Source organism: Phaeobacter sp. CECT 5382 (genome assembly GCF_001457775.1).
Classification (GTDB): Bacteria; Pseudomonadota; Alphaproteobacteria; order Rhodobacterales; family Rhodobacteraceae; genus Pseudophaeobacter.
The window spans coordinates 31,114-53,670 of record NZ_CYSG01000023.1 but is presented as its reverse complement, the minus strand read 5'-3'; the positions used below and the strand labels follow the sequence as shown (position 1 = coordinate 53,670).

Here is a 22,557-nt window from a genome sequence, read left to right as displayed (position 1 = left end):
CCACCTCGAACCGGTCATCCGAGACCTCGAAGGTATGGCTGTCGCCTGCGTCCGGATCCACCACCGAGACCGTGCCGACAACCGCCCCGACGGCGTTTTCCGCAACCGGGGCCCCGTCCAGCGTCACCGCTTCGGGGGCTTCGTTCACATCCGTATTTTTGATCTCAGGCGGAGTGGCTGCCGGTTCAGTCGGCGCGCCGCCTTCATAGGCGCGTTCAAGGGCCTCACCAGAAGCCCCTCCTTCACCCGTATGCAGCGTACTGCGGCTTGGGTCATCGCTCAGGTCATCAGCGTTTTGAGATAACAGGGTGCCCAGATCTTCTGGCTCCTCCTGCTCTCCCGGCACCGAAATCAGATATGGGTCGACTTCGTTTTCTGTATTTCCCATATCTCAAGGGCCTCCCAAATGCCGATAAAAGTCTCTGCCATAGGAATAACCTTTCAAACCCTTAAATCTTACTAAACACTTGCAGTTAAATACAATTTTCACGACTTTCCCCACACGCTTAACTTGCAGTTTAAACCTGTCGCGCTCTATGGGGGCAGCGAATTAACTGGGCGGTGAACGAAATGAGAACGCAGGGATTTATCGGCCGGACCTCGGCGTGGAAAATCGATATTCCCTTGGGGGCCGCGTCGGTTTCCTTGAATGTTCTTTCCCTGCTGATGCCAATTTCCATTTTGTTGATTTTTGACCGGGTCATCCCGTTTCAGTCTGCCGAAACCTTGAGAATGCTCACTCTGGCGCTACTGATCAGCACCGCAATGGAGCTTATTTTGCGTTGGACCCGCTCTGTTTTGCTCAATGTTTCGGCCGAAGAGGCCGCCATCTCAAACCACCACCGCTTCATGTCCAGGGTCCTGCAAGCCAACACGGTCGACTTTGCCAAAGATCCGGGCAGCTCTTACATCGAGCGCTATGCCGCAATCGGCCAGCTCAGGGATCACCACGCAGGCCAGAATCAGACACTGGCCATTGATCTGCCCTTCACCTTGCTTTTTGCGCTCATGATTGGACTGATTGGCGGCGGGTTGGTTCTGGTGCCGGTTGGCGCCTTTTGCGTGGCCCTTATGTTTACCTTCTTCATGAAACGCGCCCAATGGGCGCTGTTTGGCGCGCGCAAGAAACTGGACACGCGCCGATATGCATTCCTGTCCGAACTGCTGTCTAACATGTCGACAATCAAAGCCAACAGAATGGAGCGGCAGATGGCCCGGCGCTTCGAAATGCTGGAAGACCAAACCGTTGATATCAGCAGAAAACTCATCCAGTTTTCCGGTCTGGCCCAAAGCTTTGGCGCCGTTTTTTCGCAGTTGACTGTGGCATCGATGGGGCTGTTGGGCGCCTATCTGGTCATTACCGACATGATCGGCATAGCGGAACTGGCGGCCTGTATGCTGCTGAATGGTCGGATCATCCAGCCCCTGACAAAATTGATGACCCTTTGGGTGCAGTCGGAAAGCCTTGCCGTCTCCCGGGCCCGCTTGGATGAGATGGAAGCTCTTGAAACACAATCCGAGACACTGCCCGACGCGCAGATTTTGCGCGGCGACATCTTGGTACAGGGGCTCAGCATGAAGCGGCGAGACCGCACAGGTCGCTCCTTTGCCAACGCCAGCTTTCATGTACCTCAGGGCTCGACAGTCTTGGTCAATGCCCGTGACGCCTGGATGATAAGGGCTTTCTTCAGTGCCCTGGCAGGTCAACGCAAGCCGGACCGGGGCGAAATACTGATTGGTGACATTCCCGCATCCCAGCTCACCGCCTGGCGCGGCAAGGATGCAATGGTCATCCTAGAGTCGGATCCCGCAATTCTGTCCGGCACCTTGCTAGAAAATCTCAGCGCCTTTGGAGGTGTCGCGCAAATCGAACGCGCCAAGCATTTTGCTGCAGCCCTCGGCCTGGAAGAGCGCATTCACCGTCTGCCCAAGGGCTACAACACCAAGCTCAATACCGGAACCAGTTTCGAGAGAGATCCCGTCAACCGACAGCTAATTGCGCTGACACGCGCGCTGGCCGTGCAACCCCGGGTGCTGTTGATGAACGAACCCAGCGCTATTTTGGACACCCCGGAGCGCCATGCTCTGGCAACATGTCTGCGGTCACTCAGCCCGCGACCGACAATCCTGATGGCCAGCCCAGATCCGCGCTTGAAACATCTTGCGGACGACACCGTCATGCTTGAGGCCGAAACCGCCGCAGAAATTGCGGCCTGGGATGCAGACGCCGAACAAGAACGCCTGGATGCAAACACCCAGAGAAAGGGAGCGGCATGAATACCCTGACGACCCAGTCCGCAAGCCGCTTGCTGCAACAGCTTCTTCTGGTTGGAGGTTGGAGAAACAGCGAGGAGACCATTCTGGAAGCCTTTCCGCATATGTCGAAAAGCCTGCATCCGGAAGAGATCGTTGATACGCTGGACAACCTCAAGATCCCCTACACCAAGATCCGTTGTGCTGAACAGGACATCACGGCTGACGAATGCCCAGCACTGGTCATACCTGAAACCGGGGCATGTTTCATGGCTCTCGGCAAGGAGGGGGACGCGCTGGAAGTCTGCTACAGTCAGGACGCGGACACAGAGCTGCGCAAGCCTTCGCATCGCACCTGTCTGGTGGTGCGCATAAACCGTTTTGCCCATCGGCGTTCAGAGAACGAATTTGCAACCGTGCGAGATTCCTTTCGCGAGCTGAGGCCTATGATGCCCTGGCTTCTGGCCTCCTCCCTGTTGACGAATTTTCTTGGACTGCTGGCGCCGCTGTTGATCATGGCCATCTACGACCGGGTCATTCCTTCGGGATCCGTCAACATGCTGGCGTCACTGGTGGTTGGTGTGATCGTAATCGGGGCCTCCGATTTCTGCTTTCGGTATGCGCGCATCAGGGCTTTGGCCTATGTCGGGTGGCATGGGGAAAGGCAATTGACCGTTTCCCTGTTTCGCAAGCTGATGGCCCTGCCTCTGGCCCAACTGCAAAAATCAGACATCAACCAGCAGCTGGCCCGTTTTCGTCAATTCGAAGCGCTGCGCGAAGTTTTCACCGGCCAGATCATGACCACGCTGATTGATCTGCCCTTTGCACTGATCTTCTTTTCGGTCCTCATCTACCTTGCCCCTCCGGTAGGGCTGTTGACGCTTGGCCTTGCGGTTTTTCTGGTTGTACTTGCTGTCATAACCATCCCTCACCAGCAGCGACTGGATCAAAATGCAGCCGAAGCGAACGCGGCGAACCAGTCTGTGGTCCATGATGCCATTGCGAACCAGCGGGCCATCGCCAATCTTGGGGTACAGAACCAGTGGCTTGAGCGGAGCATACCGCTGGCAAAAGTCGCCGAACGCAGTACCCGGCACGCTCGACAGTTCCAGGCCTTTGTCCAGTCTATGGCCCAGACAGTAGCAGCCCTCGCAACCGTTGGAGCCGTCGTTCTGAGTGCACAGGGCGCATTGGCCGGAGAGCTGAGCTTTGGCGCCTTGATCGCCTCTATCGCACTCGTTTCAAAGGTGCTTGCGCCGCTTCAGGCGCTGTATTCAAACATGCCGCAGCTGCTCTCATTCCGGAGCAGCCGCACCCAGGCTGACCGCATGCTGAGCCTTACCGAGGAAATGGAGTTGGGGCTTGAACAATCCCACCAGAAAACACTGAGCGGCGCGATTAGTTTTGCTTCGGTAACCCATCGCCCTGACCCGTTGAACGCGCCGGTTCTGTTGCAGGCAAGTTTCAAATGCGAGCCCGGCGAAGTGGTTCTGATCATGGGCAGCGATACCTCTGCGCGCACAGCAGTCCTAGACCTGATCGATGGTCTCTATACGCCGCTGGCCGGTACGATCGAACACGATGGCATTGATATTCGCCAAATCGCCATGGACGAGCTGCGCAAATCCGTCACCTATGCAACCTACGATAAATCCCTTTTCTATGGCACTGTTGCGCAGAATTTCCGTCTTGCCGCGCCGTCGCTGTCTGATGCAGAAATCGACGACGCACTCGTCGGCATTGGACTAAAGGACGATCTTGATCTGCTGCCGCAGGGGGCCGATACGCGCCTGACCGATACGGTTCTGGCAAACCTGCCAGAAGAAGCCGTCAAATCGCTGACCTTGGCGCGTGGCATGGCACGCCCCTCCTCAATCCACCTCTTCTCGGAGCCGACAAACGGCTTGGACGACTTGCGCCGCGATTGTTTCAAGGAGTGGGTGAAAAACCAACGCGGTCACAAAACAGTGGTCATTGCGACCGCTGACCGCTCCTTCATTCAATTCGCGGATCGTTTCATTTTCCTCAACGGTGACAGAATCGCCGTTCAGGACACCGGGGCCGCCGGGCGCAAAAAAATCGAAGCCGTCTTGAAAACTTTCGGAGCTTAAAATGAATAGTTTTTCCAACAAGAAACCAGCAGTCGGCCCAATGGAACGCGCCAAGCGGAAAAAACATGCTCGTCCGCCACGCTTTGCAGCGCTCCTTTCCCTGACGTTTTCTGCCATGGTCGCCATCCTCGTTCTGCTGGCCAGCCAGACGGATGTGCCGCAAATCACCCGAGCTCCCGGGACCATCACCCCTCTCGGCGACTATCACGAAATCGAAAGCATGGAGGGCGGGATTGTCCAGACCGTGCACGTGCGTGACGGCCAAACCGTCGAAGCCGGGGATGTGCTGATGGTGCTTAAACATCCCGACCTGAAACAGCAAAATGACGTTCTGAGCGGGCAATTTACGGCCGTTGAACATGAGCTTGATAATGCAAAGGCCATTCTCGCGGCCCTCAACCACAGCTCTTCTTTGACCTTAGCTGACATTCGCGATCTGGAAACTCATGGATTCTCCGGCGCCTCTGCGGCACTGGAGCTGTATCTTGAAAGCCAAAAAATCCAGAAAAGCTCCATTGCCCAGCAAGAAGAAACCCTGGAGATCCTGCAGGCTGCGGTGAATTTCAGTTTGGAACGCGTGAATAAGAAAGAAGAAATTCTCCAGAAATACGCAAAGCTATATGATCGCGGACTGAAGCCAATCAATGAGGTTCTGGAAGAAGAAGACCGGCTGGACAGCCTGCGCGCTGCAGCTTCAGACGCCCATGTGCGCCTGGCTGAAGCCAAGCGAGATCTGAGTTTGGCTACGGCAGCACTTGCGACAGAAACACTGACCCTGCGCGAAGAAGTTCTTACTCAGATCACTGAACTGGATCGGGAACTGGGGCAGCTGAAGGTCTCGCTGGCAACCGTGGTGGCCAAACTGCAGGACCTGCGTCTGGTGGCACCTGCACGCGGCGTTGTGCAATCCGTAATTCATCCGAACCCGGGCGAAGTCATTGCCCCGGGCGAGACAATTTTCGAGCTGCTGCCGACCCGGCAGGCGCTTGTTGTCGAAGCTCGCATTCCGAATTCCGAGGTTGGTCATATCGGCTCCGAACACCCGATCTCCGTCAGTATCGACACCTACGACGTCCGCAAATTCGGCAAGGTTCAGGGGCGGCTGCAATCCGTCTCTCCGTTGCCTTTGGTCGACGAACGCACCGGAGAGACTTATTTTCGCGCCTCCATCGAGCTGGACGACACCCGTGTCGGAACCGGTCACTTTCAGCGCCCTCTGCAGGCCGGGATGACGGTCGTGGCCGAGATGACAACCGGTGAAAAGACCTTGCTGGCCTATATGCTGAAGCCAGTCCAGCTGACCATGGAACGCGCCTTTAACGAAAGATGACCTTGCTAAGCAGAACCAATTATAGGCGGCCCAAGTCTTGGTTTGGTTTACGGTCGGCTTAAAGTTGGGGCACCGGGTCGGCCATCACTTTTCCGGTAGTGGGGCCCAGCTGGAAACCATGGGCTGAATAGCCAAAGGCACGGAAGCCACGGTCCGTATTCGCGGCGGGGCTGATAACCGGCAGATTGTCCGGCGTGCAGATTGTCCTGTATACAGGTCTCGAGTACGGTCCGCATCCGGTTGACCGAAGCCCGCGCCCCCTTGGCCCCGCCGCCAATCAATACGATGCCATTGTCGACTGTTTGAAGCTGAGCTGACGGCTCACGGCGCCGACGGCAGGTCCGGCGAAATGCGGCATGCGGGCCGTGATCCTGGGGGCCGCATGGCTGAGAGGCCCTTCAGCGATGTCACGGCCAAGCAGTCGCACCCTCCGGCATTCACCCCAGAAGCATGCCGCGCCTCGTTGTCCTTTTCCAAGACAATGACAGAAACACTCTGTTTTGCCAGATGATAGGCAGTGGCACATCCCTGAATGCCACCAACGATGATCAGAACACCCAAATTCATTCTACGCGCCCCCTGCCGACAGGCCCGATACAGATCTCAAAACGGCTGCTGATTTGAGCGGGTATCCAATGACCGCTCTGCTGCAATTGCGACCCGGCTACTGTCTGCGGGTGTATCCGGTCACAACCCCGACCTCTTCCCGCTGTGTTCCGAAAGATTCAGCCCCGTGTTGTCCTCAATGCCTCTATTCTCCAACCTTCCCCCGTCTGCCCATACAAAGAGTTTTGCCGCCTTCTTGTGTCAGGAGCTGCATCACATTCATGAGATGGTGTGCAGGAGATGGTGTGGCAGACGGTGAGCTACCGGTAATTGCCTGCTCCCGTTGGCTGGCGTGGCGCGATTTCTGCAGCCTTCCTGCACCCTAGCTATCCCCCAGGCCCGGTCCTGCCCGCTCAACAAGGTTGTTTCTTGGCCTGTGCACTCACGAATTGACAGAGGTCAATTCCAACCCTGCAGGGCGTGGCATAGTGGGGCGGTCTGATCTCCGATGACCCATTCCCCGGCCCAGACTGCCATTTGCAGCCCGCCCAGATGGAATACATCCCTCAGGATCATCGGCTCAAAACCGATCGTGATAACCAGCAACAGGAGGACGCAATGCCTAAACTCAACGATGCAACCAGCGGAATGCAAGGCATGATAAAATCTGCCCAAACCATGTTTGCCGCTGCACCTATGACAGGGGCGCAGAGCACACATTTCTGGCAGGCACAGGAACAATTTCTGGAGAAGTTTGAAGACTTTTCAACCGCTTGGTTCAAGCGGCGTCATGATGGAACACGGGCTGCACTTGAAGCAAGCAGGCAGCTTGCGGATGGAGCTATGCAGAATCCGCAAGCCGCAATGGGCATCCTTACGGATTGGCAGGCCCATTCGATGGAGAGGCTCGCTGAGGATGCGAAAGACTGCACCGAAATGCTGACACACTGCGCTGGTGCTTTTGTCACCAACGAGGTTGAGGCGATTGAGGAAACCGTCGAGACCGCGAAGCGGGCGGTGAAATCGGCAAAATCGGAACCAGTCTGAAAGCTGCCCGGCGTGGTCCAAAATGATTTGAGTCATCAGCAACGGCACCCGCAGGACCAAAGAACGGCCACATTGGCCCAACTCACCCGCCAATCGCCCCAGTCTAGCTGAGGCTCACATCCGGAAAAAGTATCAGGACCAGCCCAATCATCAGTCCGATTGTTGCCGCGTCCTGATGCCCGCGCCTGTGTGTTTCAGTTATGATCTCGTGGCTGATCACATAGATCATCGCGCCAGCCGCAAAGACCATCCCCCAGGGCAGGGTCAGCTCGGATACTTCCACTGCAGCCGCTCTGACTGCGCCCGCAATGGGCTCAACCAGTCCAGTCAGCGCGGCAGCCACAAAGGCATAGTGTTTCGAGCAGCCTTCGCTTTGTTGCGCAAGCGCCACCGCGAGACCCTCCGGAGCGTTCTGCAAACCGATACCGATTGCCAGTTCTAGCCCCCCTGAGTTGTTCCCACCGCCAAAACCAATGCCAACGGCCAGCTTCTCTGGAATGTTATGAATGGTTATGACAATCACGAAGAGCCATATCTTTTTGAACGCATCGCGAGATGGCCCCTCCCTTCCCGTCCCGACACGAAATGCCTGGATGGGACGGCGCGACCAATGGCAAGAATAGCGGCGCCCCCAAGCAGTATCCCGGTCACGGCGATCAGTGCCGGTTGCCATCCAAGCGCCATAAAGGTGTTCGGACCCCTCAAGACTGGGGCCACACGACTGGGGATGATAAGCGAACAAAACGAGGCCGCGAGCATCGCGCCAGCAGAAAACTCCAGCAACACATCCTGTGTTCGTGCAGTCACGCGACGTTCAACAAGCACAGGAAAAGCGCCAATCACCGTCATCAATCCGGCGACTGTGATTCCCAGAATCCCGGCAATCAATGGCGTTATGATCCACTCTTTAGCTTAGCGCTGCAGATATCAGACGGGCCCAAATTCAGTCCCAAGTGATACGCCAATCAAACAGAACTGAGGCTCTAGGCTCATTGATTGCAGCCAGAAATACCTTTGGGTCTTCTCTGCTAACAGGCGATGCATAGCACCGCCGAAGCGCGAGACTAGTCGTCGCGTTCGGGCTGAGTGAAGTCGTTCAGGTCTCCGGTCAAGAGGCCTTCACCCAGCTAAACAAAAGAACGAGGCTGGACCGCACTGCATCCAAATGCATCGGCTTAAGTGGCTGGTTTGCAGGTCAGGAAGCGTCACCCGGAGACCGAGAACTCATAGGTGCAGAAAACGTCAACGACCGTTCGCAGCCGATTTAATTGAAGCCTCCAGCGCAGCAGCGGTGGTTTTGTCTGACAACATTTGAAATGTTCGTATCTTCTGCTTTCGGTCCACACAGATAGCTTGCCATTGCCAGAATGTCCGCAGCTCTTTTCACTAGGCAGCCCGCGTGGCGGTGCCCTGCAGCAGGCGCACATGTTGCGCAAACAGGCCGCAAGTAACGCTTTCGCCCGGCTTGGGGCCCAATAGGAGATTTGCGACGGACACCGATCAGCAGAGGGCACGCCATCTGATTGCCGCGCCTGACACTGGCAATAGTTTAGGGATGGCATGTCCCATTCCTGCACTTGTTCTAGTGGTAAGAATGACCATTCCGAGCATCTGTCGGGTGCCATTTCGACTGGGCCATAATGCTAAGGTCGCAATCGTCTCGCAGGGGTGGCTGCGTATGTAAGGCTTGTTTCGCCCGCAGGAGGGCCTGGGTCGCATCATCCGTGCCGGAAACAGGCGCGTGCACGGACAAGCTCAGCTGCGCCGAGTCATGCTGAGCCGTCACTTTGACGCGGTCACCCGCCAAAGCAGATCTGGGATGATCCAGCAGGAAAGCCGTTCGTCCCCAATGGCCGCTGGACTGCAATCCGTTTGTCACTATGATGTCGGGCGCCAGTTCCATCTCAAAACTAACAAAGACGGCATGAATGGTTCCGCAACCGGAACAGCTAAGGGCTTCTGTTGTGCGCGCAGGTCTGACATTTGGCTTGGTGAAATCAAACTGAAACAGATCTGTCGCAGGTCCCAGCGGGCGCAACCCACAGGCCGCAAAATCGTTCGGCGTAATCTGCGCGACGCTGGCCAAGTGATGAAACCCACTCAGGTCAAACCCTTCTGCCTCTAGTGGCTGCCACAAATCCAGGAGCTGGTCGCTTTCGACGAGCTGCGCAAACAGTGTTCCCCTTTCGGGAACCGCCCGCGCATCCGGCTTGGCCAGCGCGGATATCGCATGCGTGAGTGTCGCAAGTGCTCCCTCGCCAAGCAGAACGGTATCGACGATTTCCGAAATCACCACATCCGCCAGTTCCGGAATGTCCACACCAATAACTAGATTGTGCGACAGTTTCGGAATAACGGTGATGCGATCACTGAGCCCGTTCTTTTCGATGACCTTGAGTGCCGCCTGCGCGATCAGAGGCTGCTGTTCGCAGGTATAGACATGTTTTGCACCGGCACGTGCCGCCAGCATTGCTGTCAGCCCGGCACCGCAGCCGATATCAAGGACCACGTCACCGGGCCTTACCTTTGCTGCAATGGCCTCGGCATAGGCACTGTTACGCGCCGTGTCGGCCAGCATTGGAAAATGCCAACGGGGAACGAACATCTGATGAAGCCGCTCCTGCAACACCTGCGCTTCGTGATGGTGGGGATCTATGGTGAGAGCTGCCGAAAGAAGCTGCGATGTCTGAATGCCGCCATCAGTTAAGGGTTCAGCTTTTGCAAGCTGGACAAGGCTGTCTGCTTCTCGAGCACCTTGGTGATGCTCTTGAAACTCAAGGCGCCTTGGAGAAGCGGGCAGTGGCTGTTTTTCTAACAATTTTAGCTTTCCTCATTTTAAGCAAATGCTGTCGATTGGCATATTCACCATGAGCATCTAAAAATTGGTAAAGGAAAGCCTCGGCGGAACAGGGAATAACTCGTTGTTCTTGCTCCTGCCTTTGAGCCTCCGCGCACGAACTGCTCTCCCAACACACGCAGCGGGCAGTTCTAATCCTACCTCCGAACACTCTCCGTTTCCCGTAATCTCTGTTTGAAAGAGAGAGCTTTTGCCAGGCAGCTCAGGAAAGCTCAAATCTCGTCTGCGGGATCAGTTATCGGGTCAATAACAATGACCAGACGCGTCTCGCCCGTGCCCTGAATAGGCGGCGAGCGGTGCAGAATGCCAGACCGGGGCTTCTCTTGCCATTGCGTCCCACGCAGAAGGATCGGTGCGCCTGTGGGGACAGTGAAAATGCGCTGCGGATCATCGATGTCTTGTTCGGTTCCGAATTGCGTTCCAGTTCCGCGATAGGTGCAGACGAGCCGTGCGGTCACGGCGTCAACATGGAACTTGCGGCACGCATTCGTCGTCACCACGTCGAGGCGCAACCTCAAGTTCCGCGCCTGCATCAGGTCCGCGAAAACCTCGGCCAGCGCGGCAATGTCATCGATCAGGTTCTTGCGCTCCTTGCAGTCAGGGGTTCCCTGGCTGATGCAAATCTGATGAACAGTGTCTCGCACACAGTGCGGGCGCAGGATCGTTCGACCTTTCGGCAGATGTTTGGGATCAAGCTCATCGATCCAGGATTGGAATGACGGCAAGGGAGACCTTTGCCAGATAGCAGCAGCACATCCCGGGCGGTGAATCGCCGATAAACCTGTGGCGGTTTCAGTGACACTGACTCCGGCGGGGATGTCCTGCATCAGCTGGCGCATGATGGCTGCTTCCATCAGCCCTGCCCCCAACGCGGGAAAGGATCGGACAGATTGGCCCATGTATCAGGCAAGAAATCATCCGCGTCGACCAAAGCGGCGTTCAACCGATGGCAGATGGCAGCGCGATCCAGCCCGACGCCAATAAAGACAAGCTCTTGCCTGCGGTCACCCCAGGGTTCCGACCAGTTGCGGGCTATTTCAGCCTGCGCCTGCGGGTGGGTCGGAAGACGATCTTCGGGTACTGACGCCCACCAGCGGCCTAAGGGCGTGATGGAAGACAAAGCACCTGCCAGACTATATTCTGCCGCCCAATCCGGGCGCGTGGCGATCCAAAAATGCCCCTTGGAACGGATCACGCCAGGCAGGTCACCATTCAGCACCGCATGAAGTCTTTGCGGGTGAAACGGTGCACGGGCGTGGTAGGTGAAAGAGGTGATCCCGTATTCTTCATCTTCGGGCGTGTGGTTGGCAAAACCGTAAAGCTCCTTGGCCCACATTGGATGCTCATGTGCGGTGTCAAAATCGAACAGACCGGTGTCCAGAATGGCCTCGGCTGGCACCTGCGAGTGATCTGTTTCGAGGATCTTGGCATCGCCATTTAAGCTGCGGATGATCTGTCGTGCACTGTCCGTACGCGCGCGCCCGGCATCCGTGACCTTATTAAGAATGACTACATCGGCAAATTCGATCTGTTCAGTCAGCAGGCTAACTAGGCTGCGGTCATCCTGGTCACCCAAGGATTCCCCTCGATCCGTTAGGAAGTCATGGCTGGAGAAATCCTGAAGCAGATTCACCGCGTCCACGACCGTGACCATCGTATCAAGGCGGGCTACATCCGAAAGACTTTGCCCCTGTTCGTCGCGGAAATCAAAGGTGGCAGCCACAGGCAGTGGTTCGGAAATTCCGGTGGATTCAATCAACAAATAGTCAAAGCGCCCCTCTTCGGCCAGTTGCCGGACCTCTTTCAGCAAGTCGTCCCGCAGGGTGCAGCAAATGCAACCATTCGACATCTCGACAAGTTTTTCCTCTGACCTCGACAACTCTGTGCCTTCACGCACCAGATCAGCGTCAATGTTTACCTCGGACATGTCGTTCACGATGACCGCCACGCGACGCCCCTCGCGGTTGTTCAGCACACGGTTCAAAAGCGTAGTCTTCCCGGCGCCTAGAAAGCCGGACAGGACTGTTACGGGAAGGCGGGTATCTGCTAGCCGACGGTCTTTCAATGGTTTCTCCTGGATGCTGAAGTTTGGAAATTAAAAATATGTAATAACATTACATATAGTTTGTGCAACCCGCCAAAATGGTATCGAACAAACTATGCGCAGAACCTAAGGACTTTTGCCTGGACTTGCCTAGAAGTTACAAAACGGCTCACGGTAGGATCCGGCCATCTTTCCGGGGTGATTTTAGTAGGTGGACCGCGCAATATTGGCAAAGAAATGTACTGCCTTCTTCGTATATAAATTCCAATTTCAGCGCGAGGCCGATGTAGGGGTTAATCCGCATACTAGCCAGTCCATGTACAAATCATCGAAGGACTGCCCTCAGACGAACCTGTCGCCTCGATTGTCGAAGAGGCGTTCGAAGGCTATCCGCGCTGAGAAAGTTGAAGCTGGGTTTGAGAAGGTTCTGAGCGCCACGACTCCAACCGAAAATATTCTCGCAGTGGCGATGTCGATGCTGAGCGACGCATCAAGCCAGAGTTAAGAACAAACCAAACAGGCCAAAACTGCTCTGAAACGCAAAATCACTGAGTTGGATAAGAAGCAGGACGCTATGGTGGAGCGGTTGGTCGAAACATCGAACCCAAAAGTCATCGCAGAACTCGAAACCAAGATTGCAAAGCTGGATGAAGACAAGCTGCGCATGAGTGAGAAAATCACGCAAAACTCAAAACCGAAGGCGAGCATGGGTCAGATTTTCGAACTTTTGCGAGAGCTCCTGTCAAACCCTTGGAATATCCACGATAAGGGGCCGTTGGAAGTGAAGAAAACCATCCTCAAAACAGCATTCAAAGCACCTTTGGCCTATGACCGCCAAAACGGTTTTCGAAATCCGCAAGTGTCTGTAATATTTTAGTTTTTTAGTTTTTGAGATTATGTACATCTGAATGTAAAATGGTGCCCAGGAGAGGACTCGAACCTCCACATCGTTGCCAATACTAGCACCTGAAGCTAGCGCGTCTACCAATTCCGCCACCTGGGCAGGTGTCGTGAGGGGGCGTATATGCGGAGTCGCACAGAGCGTCAAACGGAAATCACCCGGTGATAGGAAAAAAACTTGCGTCATTCCACCCCTCCCTGATGCTCGGAGAATTCATTCGCCTTTTCAGTCCACTAGCCATCAGCATTCCTTCCTCAATCCGAAATTGGAGCCAGGCTGACAATGTCTTCTATTTGATCCTGCGCAAAGAACGGACACAAAAAAAGAGACAGATGGGAGTCATGAAACATATTGATCGCCTTGCTGCTCTTGGGCTGTTTGACAGCCGTGTGCCCCGCTACACATCCTATCCAACCGCGCCGGTTTTCAGCCCTGCTGTAGGCCCGGAGATGCAAAAGCACCAATTGGCGGCGCTGGATCCTGCCATTCCGGTTTCGGTCTATATCCATATTCCTTTCTGCGAGCGGCTCTGCTGGTTTTGCGCCTGCCGCACCCAGGGAACCCAGTCTCTCAGCCCAGTCGAAAGTTACATAGCCACCCTTGAGGCAGAACTGGCGCTTTTGGCACAAACCCTGCCTGACGGGCTGCAGATGGGGCGGCTACATTGGGGCGGTGGCACGCCGACTATTCTGCCTCCGGAACTAATCCACCGGCTGGCGCGGGCGGTAAAATCAGTGTTTCCACACACAGCCGACTGGGAATTTTCTGTGGAAATTGACCCCACATTGGTGGACCGAGACAAGATTGCGGCACTGGCTGCCGAAGGCATGACCCGGGCCAGCATCGGCATTCAGGATTTTGATCCATTGGTGCAGGAGGCCATTGGTCGTCAGCAACCCTATGAAGACACTTTGGCCTGCGTGGAAGATCTGCGCGCCGCTGGGATCACTTCACTCAATGCGGATCTAGTCTATGGGTTGCCGCATCAGACCAGCCGTCGCATGGGGGACACGCTGGACAAGGTGCTCAGCCTCAAACCAGATCGTATTGCGCTGTTTGGCTATGCGCATGTGCCCTGGGTTGCCAAGCGGCAGAAACTGATCGACGAGGCCGTGCTGCCCGATGATCTGGCCCGTCACGCTCTGGCTGGGCAGGCCAGTGACGCCTTTGCAGAGGCTGGCTTTGATGCGATTGGCATCGACCACTTTGCCCTGCCACAGGACAGTCTGGCCGAGGCCGCAAAGACCGGGCATCTGCGGCGCAACTTTCAGGGCTATACCGAAGACACCTGCCCCACTCTGATTGGTATCGGCGCCTCGTCGATATCGCGCCTGCCTGGCGGCTATGTCCAGAATGCACCCGCAACACCTGCCTATGTCAAAAAGATCGAGGCAGGCACGCTGGCAGGCAGCCGTGGTCACGAGATGACCACCGAGGATTTGATGCGCGCGCGCGCCATTGAAATGATCATGTGCGATTTTTCACTGGACCTGCCTGCCCTGCGCCAGCAATTCGGCATGCTCTGCGATACGCTGGCTGCTGACATTCACAAGGCAGAAGCCCGTTTTGGAGATTTGATCGCCACTAAGGATGGCAAAATGGAGATCATGCCTGCGGGGCGGGCGCTGACGCGTCTCATCGCCAGTCTTTTTGATGCGCATATGCCTGCGGATGCAAAGTTCAGCCGAGCATCGTGACTGCATGGAGCGATAAAGGCTTCTGTTCTTTCATAAAAAAAACCGAACTTCAGGCGTCACTGCCCCGAGGTCCGGCAATCTGGTCGACGATTTTCTATGAGAAAAGCTGCGTCACGGTTCTGTTAACCTGACGCGATATGCCTGCCCTCAGCGAAACAAGCTGGGACACGCAAGGTGAAATACCGCAGCATTTTCCTTTCTGACATTCATTTGGGCACACCGGGCTGTCAGGCCGAACTGCTGCTCGACTTTCTCACCAAACACGAAGCCGAAACCTACTATCTGGTCGGGGATATCGTTGATGCCTGGCGCATCCGGCGCAAAGGTTTCCTGTGGCCACAGGCCCACAATGATGTGGTGCAGGCCCTGCTGGCCAAGGCGCATGATGGCGCCGAGATCTACCTGATCCCCGGTAATCATGACGAATTCCTGCGCTCTTATCTGGGTACGCATTTTGGCGGCATCGAGGTGGTCAACACCGCCGATTTCACCAGCGCCGATGGTCGCCGCTATTTGGTGACCCATGGCGATCAATTCGATTCTATCGTGGTCAACGCCAAATGGCTCGCCCATCTGGGGGATCGCGCCTATGATTTCATTCTTTGGCTCAACACCCGGATCAACCGGCTGCGTCACCTTTGGGGTGGGCAGTATTGGTCGCTGTCCAAATGGGCAAAATATCAGGTCAAACAGGCTGTCAACTTCATCAGCGAATACGAAAATGTCCTGACAGCTGAAGCCCGACGTGGCGGCTATGACGGGGTGATCTGCGGCCACATTCACAGCGCTGCGATCCGCGACATGGACGGCATCACCTATGTAAATACCGGCGACTGGGTCGAAAGCTGCACAGCCGTGGTCGAGTTGGAAGATGGCCGCCTGTCCCTGATCGACTGGGAAATTTCAGCACGCCTGTCGCGCCATCGCGACCGCACCCGCCGTGCCCGCCGTGCCCGCCGCAAGGAAAAGCAACTTGAAAATGTATAAAGAGGCAACTGTTCGATGAGTATTTCCGTACAGGCCCAACTGGACGCCGCAGTCCTGCAAGAGGCCGATCATGCAACGGGGCGCCTGGAGCGCCTGTTTTCGCGCCTGTTTCTGGGGCTGGTCTACCCGCAGATTTGGGAAGATCCGGTTGTCGATATGCAGGCGCTAGAAATCACCCCTCAGGACAATCTGGTCTGCATTGCCTCTGGCAGCTGCAACATGCTGTCCTACCTTGCTGCGGGTCCTGCCTCGGTGACGGCGGTGGATCTGTCTCCGGCACATGTTGCCCTTGGGCGTTTGAAACTAACAGCGGCCCAGCATCTGCCGGACTACGCAGCATTCTACCAGTTCTTTGGCTGCGCCGATTTGGCCAGCAACGCAGACCTCTATGACCGTTACATCCAGCCGTATCTCGATGCGCCAAGTCGCAGCTTCTGGGAGGCCCGCGCACCGTTCAAGCGCCGAATTTCCGTTTTCCAAAGAGGCTTTTACCGACGCGGGCTACTGGGACGTTTCCTTGGCGCTGTGCATCTGGTGGCGCGTCTGGGTAGGGTCGATTTCGCCCCTCTTCTGGCCGCCCGCACCCTGCAGGAACAACAGGCGTTTTTTGATCTGAAAATCGCGCCGCTCTTTGACATGTGGCTGGTCCGCACGCTGGCCGGGTTTCGCGCCGCCCTGTTCGGGTTGGGCATTCCGCCCGCGCAATACGATAAGCTGGCAGCCGATGGGGATGGCGATGTCCTGCCTGTACTGCGCGAACGCGTGCGCAAGCTGATGTGTGATTTCCCCATTCAGAAAAACTACTTCGCCTGGCAAGCCTTTGCCCGCCGCTATGATCCCTCGCCCGCGGGCGCGCTGCCGCCCTATTTGCAACAGCACAATTTCACAGCCCTGCGCCGCCATGCCAGCAAGGGGCGGATCGTCAACCGCGCGCTGACCGATGTGCTGGCCGAAGCCCCCGATGGCTCCAAACAGGGCTATGTACTGCTGGATGCACAGGACTGGATGAATGATCAGCAGCTGAACGCGCTTTGGGATGAAATCACCCGTACGGCCAGCCCGGGTGCTCGGGTAATTTTTCGCACCGGAGGCACTGCAGATATCCTGCCTGGTCGGGTCAAACCTGAAACGCTCAACCGCTGGACCTACGATGAAATGGAATCGGCGCGCGGCACAGCGCAGGACCGGTCTGCGATCTACGGCGGCTTTCACCTCTACCGGTTTCAGGGGTAAGAGACATGTTGGATACCACCTCAAGATCCCATGCTGATTTGATGGACGAAACCTACCGCCACCAACGCATCATCTATGATCTGACCCGCAAGTATTACCTGTTTGGCCGTGACCGGCTGATTGCCGGGCTGGCCCCTAAACCCGGATCGCACGTACTTGAGGTCGCCTGCGGCACCGGGCGAAATCTGCACCTGGCGGCCCGCAAATACCCTGAATGCGCTTTTTACGGACTGGATATATCGGCTAAAATGCTTGCCACGGCCAGTGACAAACTGGGCAGCCGGGTGCAGCTGGCACAGGCGGACGCCTGCGATTTCAACAGCTCTGCCCTGTTTCATCGCCCCAGATTTGACCGAATATTCATCTCCTACGGCATCTCAATGATCCCTGCCTGGAAAAGCGCCCTGCGCATGGCCTGTCGACAGCTGAGTCCCGGTGGCCAGCTGCACGTGGTGGATTTTTCAGACCAAAGCGGCCTGCCACGCCCTTTTGGCAGGGCCCTGCATCGCTGGTTGGCAAAGTTTCACGTCAGCCCGCGACTGGAGCTGAAACAGGCCCTGTCCGCCTGCGCGTCTGGCATCGGCGGCATCTCGCAGCATCAGGATCTGTATCGCGGCTATGCTCAGTACGGGGTGATTTCAAAACCCTACTAACTAAGCCTTCGAAAGCCCTTTGACAGGCCCAAAGCCTGCCCAGCAATATCCCTCTCGGCCCCCGATTTGAAAGAAAGCCCTAAAAAAACCTGCCGCACAGATATGCGGCAGGTTCGTTATCTTACGCCCAAAGGCAAACCTCGAAAGCGCGGATCTAAAGCCAGGGCTTAGCCGTTTTGACGGATGGTCGCATTGGTCGGATCATAGGGGCTGTCGCAGGTCACGACCGCATCCCACAGCTTGTCCTGCAACTTGACCTTCAGCTTAGTGCCTTCAACAGCCAGTTCTGGCGGTACATAGCCCATACCGATCGACTTCTCGAAGGCCACCGAATAGCCGCCCGAGGTCAAACGTCCCACGCGGGTTGCGCCATCTTCGGTATAGAGTACTTCGCGGCCCCATGGATCGGCATCATCCGGACCGTCGATCAGCAGGGTGCAACATTTGAAACGCACGCCCTTTTCAACCATGGCGTCTTTACCATGGAAGTCTTTCTCCAGATCGATAAAGCGCGGCAGGTCCGCTTCGGCAGGCGTTGCGTCGCGGCCCAGCTCGGTGCCAAATGCCCGGTAGGATTTTTCCATCCGCAGCCAGTTCTGAGCGCGGGCGCCAACCAGCTTCATACCGTGCTTCTCGCCAGCCTTTTCGAGCAGATCAAACAGGTAGTTCTGCATTTCGATCGGGTGGTGCAGTTCCCAGCCAAGTTCACCAGTATAGGCCACACGGATCGCATTGACCGGGCACATACCCAGCTCGATCTGGCGCGCCGAAAGCCAAGGGAAGCGCTTGTTGCTCAGGGCTGTTTCCGGATCCGCATCACTGATGATTTCTTTCAGTACATCCCGCGATTTTGGGCCCGCGATGGCAAAGACGCCCCACTGGGTGGTGACATCCTGGATCTCGATGTAGCCGAACTCTTCCATCTTGTCTTCGGCAGCCTTGCGCAGGAAGTCCGCGTCGTATTCAGTCCAGGCACCCGCTGAGACCAGATAGTAGTTGTTTTCTCCGTTGCGCACGATGGTGTATTCGGTACGGGTGGTCCCCGCCGAGGTCAGCGCATAGGTTAGGTTGATACGGCCAATCTTGGGCAGTTTGTTACAGGTGAACCAATCCAGGAACTGGGTGGCACCGGGGCCCTTGACGACATGCTTGGTAAAGGCGGTTGCATCCACCAGGCCAACACCTTCGCGGATCGATTTGGCTTCCTCAACCGCATAGTTCCACCAGCCACCACGACGGAAGGAGCGCGCGTCGTGGTCAAAGGTTTCTGGCGCATCCAGCGGGCCAAAGTAGTTGGGGCGTTCCCAGCCGTTGACCCAACCAAATTGCGCGCCGCGCTCTTTTTGGCGGTCAAAGGCAGGCGAGCACCGCAAAGGGCGTGCCGCGGGGCGTTCCTCGTCGGGATGGTGCAGAACGTAGACATGCTCGTAGCACTCTTCGTTTTTGCGGGCTGCGAACTCGGTGGTCATCCAGTTCTGCGAATACCGCTTGGGGTCCAAGCTTGCCATATCGATCTCAGCTTCGCCATCGACCATCATCTGGGCCAGATAGTAGCCAGTACCGCCACCTGCAGTGATCCCGAAAGAGAAACCCTCGGCCAGCCACATATTGCGCAGGCCAGGAGCTGGGCCAACCAGCGGGTTACCGTCCGGCGTGTAGCAGATCGGGCCGTTGAAATCGTCTTTAAGGCCGGATTCAGCGCAAGAAGGCACCCGCTCGGTCATCGCCATATACTGTTCAGCAATCCGGTCCAGATCCAGCGGGAACAAGTCGGCGCGGAAGCTGTCTGGAACGCCGTGCTCAAACCGGGCTGGCGCGTCTTTTTCATAGATACCCAGGATCCAGCCGCCACGCTCTTCGCGGGCATAGGACTCATTGTCGGCATCGCGCACAACGGGGTGCTCGGGGTTGCCAGCTTCGCGCCATTTGACCAGCTCCGGGTCTTTGTCCATGACGATGAAGGTGTGTTCCACCGGGATTGCAGGCATCTTGATACCCAGCATCTTGGCGGTGCGCTGTGCGTGGTTCCCAGAGGCGGTCACAACATGCTCAGCGGTGATGACAACTTGCTCATCCGAGGGCACCAGATTGCCGCCCTGCTCGACCATTTTGGTGCAGGTAACTTCCCAATGGGTACCGGTCCAATGGAAGGCATCGGCCTGCATCTTACGCACGATTTCAACGCCGCGCTGACGGGCGCCCTTGGCCATGGCCTGGGTCACATCTGCGGGGTTTATATAGCCGTCCTCGGTGTGGTAGATCGCGCCTTTCAGATCGTCGGTGCGGATCAAGGGCCAGCGTTCTTTGATCTGGTCAGGTGTCAGCCATTCATAATCCACATCACAAGTTTCTGCTGTCGAGGCATAGAGCTTGTACTCGTCCATACGCTCTTCGGTCTGCGCCATACGCAGATTGCCGACGACCGCGAACCCAGCGTTGAGACCGGTCTCCTCTTCCAGCTGCTTGTAGAAATCGACCGAGTATTTGTGAATGTGGGTGGTCGCATAGGACATGTTGAACAGCGGCAAAAGGCCCGCCGCGTGCCAGGTCGAGCCAGAGGTCAGCTCGTCACGCTCTATCAGCATGACGTCATCCCAGCCGGCTTTAGCGAGGTGATAGGCGATTGAGGTACCAACGGCGCCGCCGCCGACGACCAGTGCTTTGACTTGGGTTTTCATGAGGCCGTTCTCCGGAACAAGTGACTCGGTTTTGCAATGTTATGCCCGCGCCGCAGAGATTTCCGCTAAATCCATCCGACGCAAAAAAACACAAAACCGACCTTTCCCCCGGCTAAATTCAAAATGCGACAGCCAGAACGGCTGGCGCGTGCCCCAATACGCATCAGAGGCGCTCCATGGCGCCCCTTGCTTTTGGTCTGAAATTTCAATCTTGCTAGTTGCAGTCCAGCGCAGTGCCACGCCGGATACAAACCGGCGCTGGGGCTTCAGATCCGGGAGTGATCTCGGCCTTGGCAAGATCTTCCCTTCCGGTCGCGCGCGCCGCGAGCCCAGCACCACCCCCGGTGCCAACCCCGGAGCCAACCTGAGAGCCAACCCCGGAAAGCTTGCCCCACAGCCCCGTGGTGCGCGTCTCTTCTGCTACAAATTGAATACTCTTTGGGGCCTCGTAGCGCTTTTGCACAATGGCGGCGTATTCGGACATGCTCAGCTCGCCCGGCTGCAGGCCCGCTTTTTGACTTTGCATGTTATAGTCCACGGCAATGACTGCCTGCGTCGAGAAAGCAAGTATTCCCAAAGCTTTTCGCACTCCCATCTGCACCCTCCAAATTTCGCACCGGCACCCCGTGCCGCAAGGCTAAAGGATGATGCGGTGCAAAATTATGGCAGAGGCAAAGAGGGCAAACCCGAAGAGCGCAGTCCTATTGCCTCACCCCTTTGGGTTCAGCCCTTGTCGCTGAGGATCTTGCCGGGGTTCAGGATATTGTCAGGATCAAGGGCTGCTTTGATGGCCGCCATATAGCGGGTCGCAGCACCCAACTCCTTTTGCAGATAGGGGCGTTTGCCCTGCCCGATGCCATGTTCCCCGGTGCAGGTGCCATCCATCGAAATCGCCATATCATTCAACCAGCCGATGAACTCATCCGCTTTTTGCCGTTCATCAGCGTTTTCCATGTCCACCAGAACCAGGGAATGGAAATTGCCGTCGCCGACATGGCCAACAATCGGCGCGATCAGGCCCAGCTCATCGGCCTTGGCCTGGGTTGCCGCGACGCATTCCGCCAGCCGCGAGATCGGAACACAGACGTCGGTGGAAATCCCCTTCGCTGCGGGACGGATCTGCATGCAGGCCCAGTACATGTCATGACGCGCCTGCCAAAGCTGGTTGCGCTCTTCCGCTGTGGAGGTCGCGGCAAAGTCAAAACCGCCGAACTCTTCGGCGATCGCGTTGAACACTTCTGTCTGTTCAACAACACCCGCGTCGGATCCGTGGAACTCCAGCAGTAGCAGCGGCGTTTCCGGCAGTGACAGCTTGGAATAACTGTTGGCGGCCTTGACGCTCATCTCGTCCAAAAGCTCCATCCGGGCCACCGGGATACCATATTGGATGGTCATCATCACAGCCCGGCAGGCATCATCCACGGTGCGAAAGGAACAGCGCGCCGAGCGGATCGCTTCGGGGATGCCCTGCAGGCGCAGGGTGATTTCGGTCATAAGACCCAGGGTGCCTTCGGATCCGACCATCAGGCGGGTTAGATCATAGCCCGCCGAGGATTTCTTGGCCCGCTGTGCCGTGCGGATCACCTCGCCATCGGCCATAACCACCTCAAGCGCCAGTACGTTATCTTTCATGGTGCCATAGCGCACCGCATTGGTGCCCGAGGCCCGCGTCGCGGCCATACCCCCAAGGGAGGCATTGGCACCGGGATCAATCGGAAAGAACAGCCCCTGATCGCGCAGGAAGGTGTTCAGTTGCTCGCGGGTAACGCCAGGCTGCACCACGACGTCCAGATCTTCGGCATGGACTGCCAGGATCTGATCCATTCGCATCATGTCGACACAGATCCCACCGGCGGGTGCGTTCACATGGCCCTCCAGCGATGTTCCTGTGCCAAAGGGAATGACCGGCACGCCATATTCGGCGCAGCATTTCACGATGTCAGACACCTCCTGCGTCGTGGTCGGAAAGACCACCGCATCCGGCGCCTGATTCGTAATCCAGGTGGTGGTGTGACCATGCTGTTCGCGGATCGCCTGACCCGTTTGCAACTGCTCGCCAAACTGCTGTTTGAGTACGTCAATCGCGGCTTTGATCCCAGCCTCATTCCGCGGCAATGCTGTGGCTTGCACCATGTCCTGTTCCTCTTCTTCCCCCGACCCACTTGCGGGCCGCCTTCATTCCACGTGTTGTCATGACAACACGTACGCCCTTATGACTTA

16 protein-coding genes, 1 tRNA gene and 2 pseudogenes are annotated in these 22,557 nt (G+C 56.7%); 9 read left to right on the top strand and 10 right to left on the bottom strand.

Annotated elements, in window-relative coordinates; all coding sequences use genetic code 11:
* Positions 1–388: pseudogene (locus PH5382_RS17485) on the bottom strand (hypothetical protein); the annotation flags it as partial.
* 182 nt (positions 389–570) lie between these two features.
* Between PH5382_RS17485 and PH5382_RS17480 the strand changes: the two are divergent.
* Genes PH5382_RS17480 through PH5382_RS17470 form a run of 3 tightly spaced genes read left to right on the top strand, consistent with a single transcriptional unit; the run spans position 571 to position 5,694 of the window.
* Positions 571–2,277: an ABC transporter transmembrane domain-containing protein gene (locus PH5382_RS17480; protein WP_082645744.1), complete on the top strand. Its 1,707-nt coding sequence runs from the start codon at positions 571–573 to the stop codon at positions 2,275–2,277.
* The gene (locus PH5382_RS17475) at positions 2,274–4,364 is read left to right on the top strand and encodes a peptidase domain-containing ABC transporter (RefSeq protein ID WP_058335679.1); all 2,091 of its coding nucleotides are present in this window, start codon (positions 2,274–2,276) and stop codon (positions 4,362–4,364) included. The genes PH5382_RS17480 and PH5382_RS17475 overlap by 4 nt, the downstream gene beginning before the upstream one ends.
* Position 4,365: 1 nt before the next feature.
* On the top strand, positions 4,366–5,694 hold the full coding sequence (locus PH5382_RS17470; protein WP_058335678.1) for an HlyD family type I secretion periplasmic adaptor subunit: 1,329 nt from the start codon (positions 4,366–4,368) through the stop codon (positions 5,692–5,694).
* Between the two features lie 321 nt (positions 5,695–6,015).
* Here PH5382_RS17470 and PH5382_RS20200 read toward each other — a convergent pair whose 3' ends face one another.
* Positions 6,016–6,261 carry an FAD-dependent oxidoreductase gene (locus PH5382_RS20200; protein WP_058335677.1) on the bottom strand — a complete coding sequence of 82 codons (246 nt, stop codon included), beginning with the start codon at positions 6,259–6,261 and terminating at the stop codon, positions 6,016–6,018.
* A gap of 597 nt (positions 6,262–6,858) precedes the next feature.
* Here PH5382_RS20200 and PH5382_RS17460 point away from each other — a divergent pair.
* Complete coding sequence (locus PH5382_RS17460) at positions 6,859–7,287, top strand: hypothetical protein (protein ID WP_156414954.1); 429 nt, start codon at positions 6,859–6,861, stop codon at positions 7,285–7,287.
* A 103-nt stretch (positions 7,288–7,390) separates the two neighbouring features.
* Here PH5382_RS17460 and PH5382_RS17455 read toward each other — a convergent pair.
* The 4 genes and pseudogenes from PH5382_RS17455 to PH5382_RS17440 all read right to left on the bottom strand — a co-directional run bounded on the left by PH5382_RS17455 (position 7,391) and on the right by PH5382_RS17440 (position 12,209).
* Positions 7,391–8,136: pseudogene (locus PH5382_RS17455) on the bottom strand (ZIP family metal transporter).
* A gap of 733 nt (positions 8,137–8,869) precedes the next feature.
* Positions 8,870–9,892 (bottom strand): 50S ribosomal protein L11 methyltransferase, encoded by a 1,023-nt coding sequence (locus PH5382_RS17450; protein WP_231751926.1) that lies wholly within the window; start codon positions 9,890–9,892, stop codon positions 8,870–8,872.
* A gap of 464 nt (positions 9,893–10,356) precedes the next feature.
* Complete coding sequence (locus PH5382_RS17445) at positions 10,357–10,998, bottom strand: DUF1826 domain-containing protein (RefSeq protein WP_231751925.1); 642 nt, start codon at positions 10,996–10,998, stop codon at positions 10,357–10,359.
* A complete protein-coding gene (locus tag PH5382_RS17440; RefSeq protein ID WP_058335675.1) occupies positions 10,998–12,209 on the bottom strand; it encodes a GTP-binding protein in 1,212 nt (403 codons plus the stop codon). The genes PH5382_RS17445 and PH5382_RS17440 overlap by 1 nt, the downstream gene beginning before the upstream one ends.
* A gap of 532 nt (positions 12,210–12,741) precedes the next feature.
* Between PH5382_RS17440 and PH5382_RS20195 the strand changes: the two genes are divergently transcribed.
* Positions 12,742–13,065 (top strand): hypothetical protein, encoded by a 324-nt coding sequence (locus PH5382_RS20195; protein WP_231751924.1) that lies wholly within the window; start codon positions 12,742–12,744, stop codon positions 13,063–13,065.
* A gap of 39 nt (positions 13,066–13,104) precedes the next feature.
* Here the strand turns inward: PH5382_RS20195 and PH5382_RS17430 are convergent.
* Positions 13,105–13,191 (bottom strand) — tRNA-Leu (locus PH5382_RS17430).
* 239 nt (positions 13,192–13,430) lie between these two features.
* Here PH5382_RS17430 and hemN point away from each other — a divergent pair.
* The 4 genes from hemN (at position 13,431) to PH5382_RS17410 (ending at position 17,659) form a co-directional block, all read left to right on the top strand.
* Complete coding sequence (gene hemN / locus PH5382_RS17425; protein WP_058335685.1) at positions 13,431–14,786, top strand: oxygen-independent coproporphyrinogen III oxidase; 1,356 nt, start codon at positions 13,431–13,433, stop codon at positions 14,784–14,786.
* Between the two features lie 174 nt (positions 14,787–14,960).
* Positions 14,961–15,773, top strand: a complete 813-nt coding sequence (locus tag PH5382_RS17420) for a UDP-2,3-diacylglucosamine diphosphatase (RefSeq protein WP_058335673.1) — start codon at positions 14,961–14,963, stop codon at positions 15,771–15,773.
* Positions 15,774–15,788: 15 nt separating this feature from the next.
* Complete coding sequence (locus tag PH5382_RS17415) at positions 15,789–17,006, top strand: BtaA family protein (protein WP_058335672.1); 1,218 nt, start codon at positions 15,789–15,791, stop codon at positions 17,004–17,006.
* Positions 17,007–17,011: 5 nt separating this feature from the next.
* Positions 17,012–17,659: a class I SAM-dependent methyltransferase gene (locus PH5382_RS17410; protein WP_058335671.1), complete on the top strand. Its 648-nt coding sequence runs from the start codon at positions 17,012–17,014 to the stop codon at positions 17,657–17,659.
* A gap of 167 nt (positions 17,660–17,826) precedes the next feature.
* Here the strand turns inward: PH5382_RS17410 and PH5382_RS17405 are convergent, their stop codons facing one another.
* The 3 genes from PH5382_RS17405 to PH5382_RS17395 all read right to left on the bottom strand — a co-directional run bounded on the left by PH5382_RS17405 (position 17,827) and on the right by PH5382_RS17395 (position 22,470).
* On the bottom strand, positions 17,827–20,337 hold the full coding sequence (locus PH5382_RS17405; RefSeq protein ID WP_058335670.1) for a GcvT family protein: 2,511 nt from the start codon (positions 20,335–20,337) through the stop codon (positions 17,827–17,829).
* A gap of 214 nt (positions 20,338–20,551) precedes the next feature.
* A complete protein-coding gene (locus tag PH5382_RS17400) occupies positions 20,552–20,932 on the bottom strand; it encodes a hypothetical protein (RefSeq protein WP_058335669.1) in 381 nt (126 codons plus the stop codon).
* Positions 20,933–21,060: 128 nt separating this feature from the next.
* The gene (locus PH5382_RS17395) at positions 21,061–22,470 is read right to left on the bottom strand and encodes an FAD-binding oxidoreductase (protein ID WP_058335668.1); all 1,410 of its coding nucleotides are present in this window, start codon (positions 22,468–22,470) and stop codon (positions 21,061–21,063) included.
* Positions 22,471–22,557: the final 87 nt, after the last annotated feature.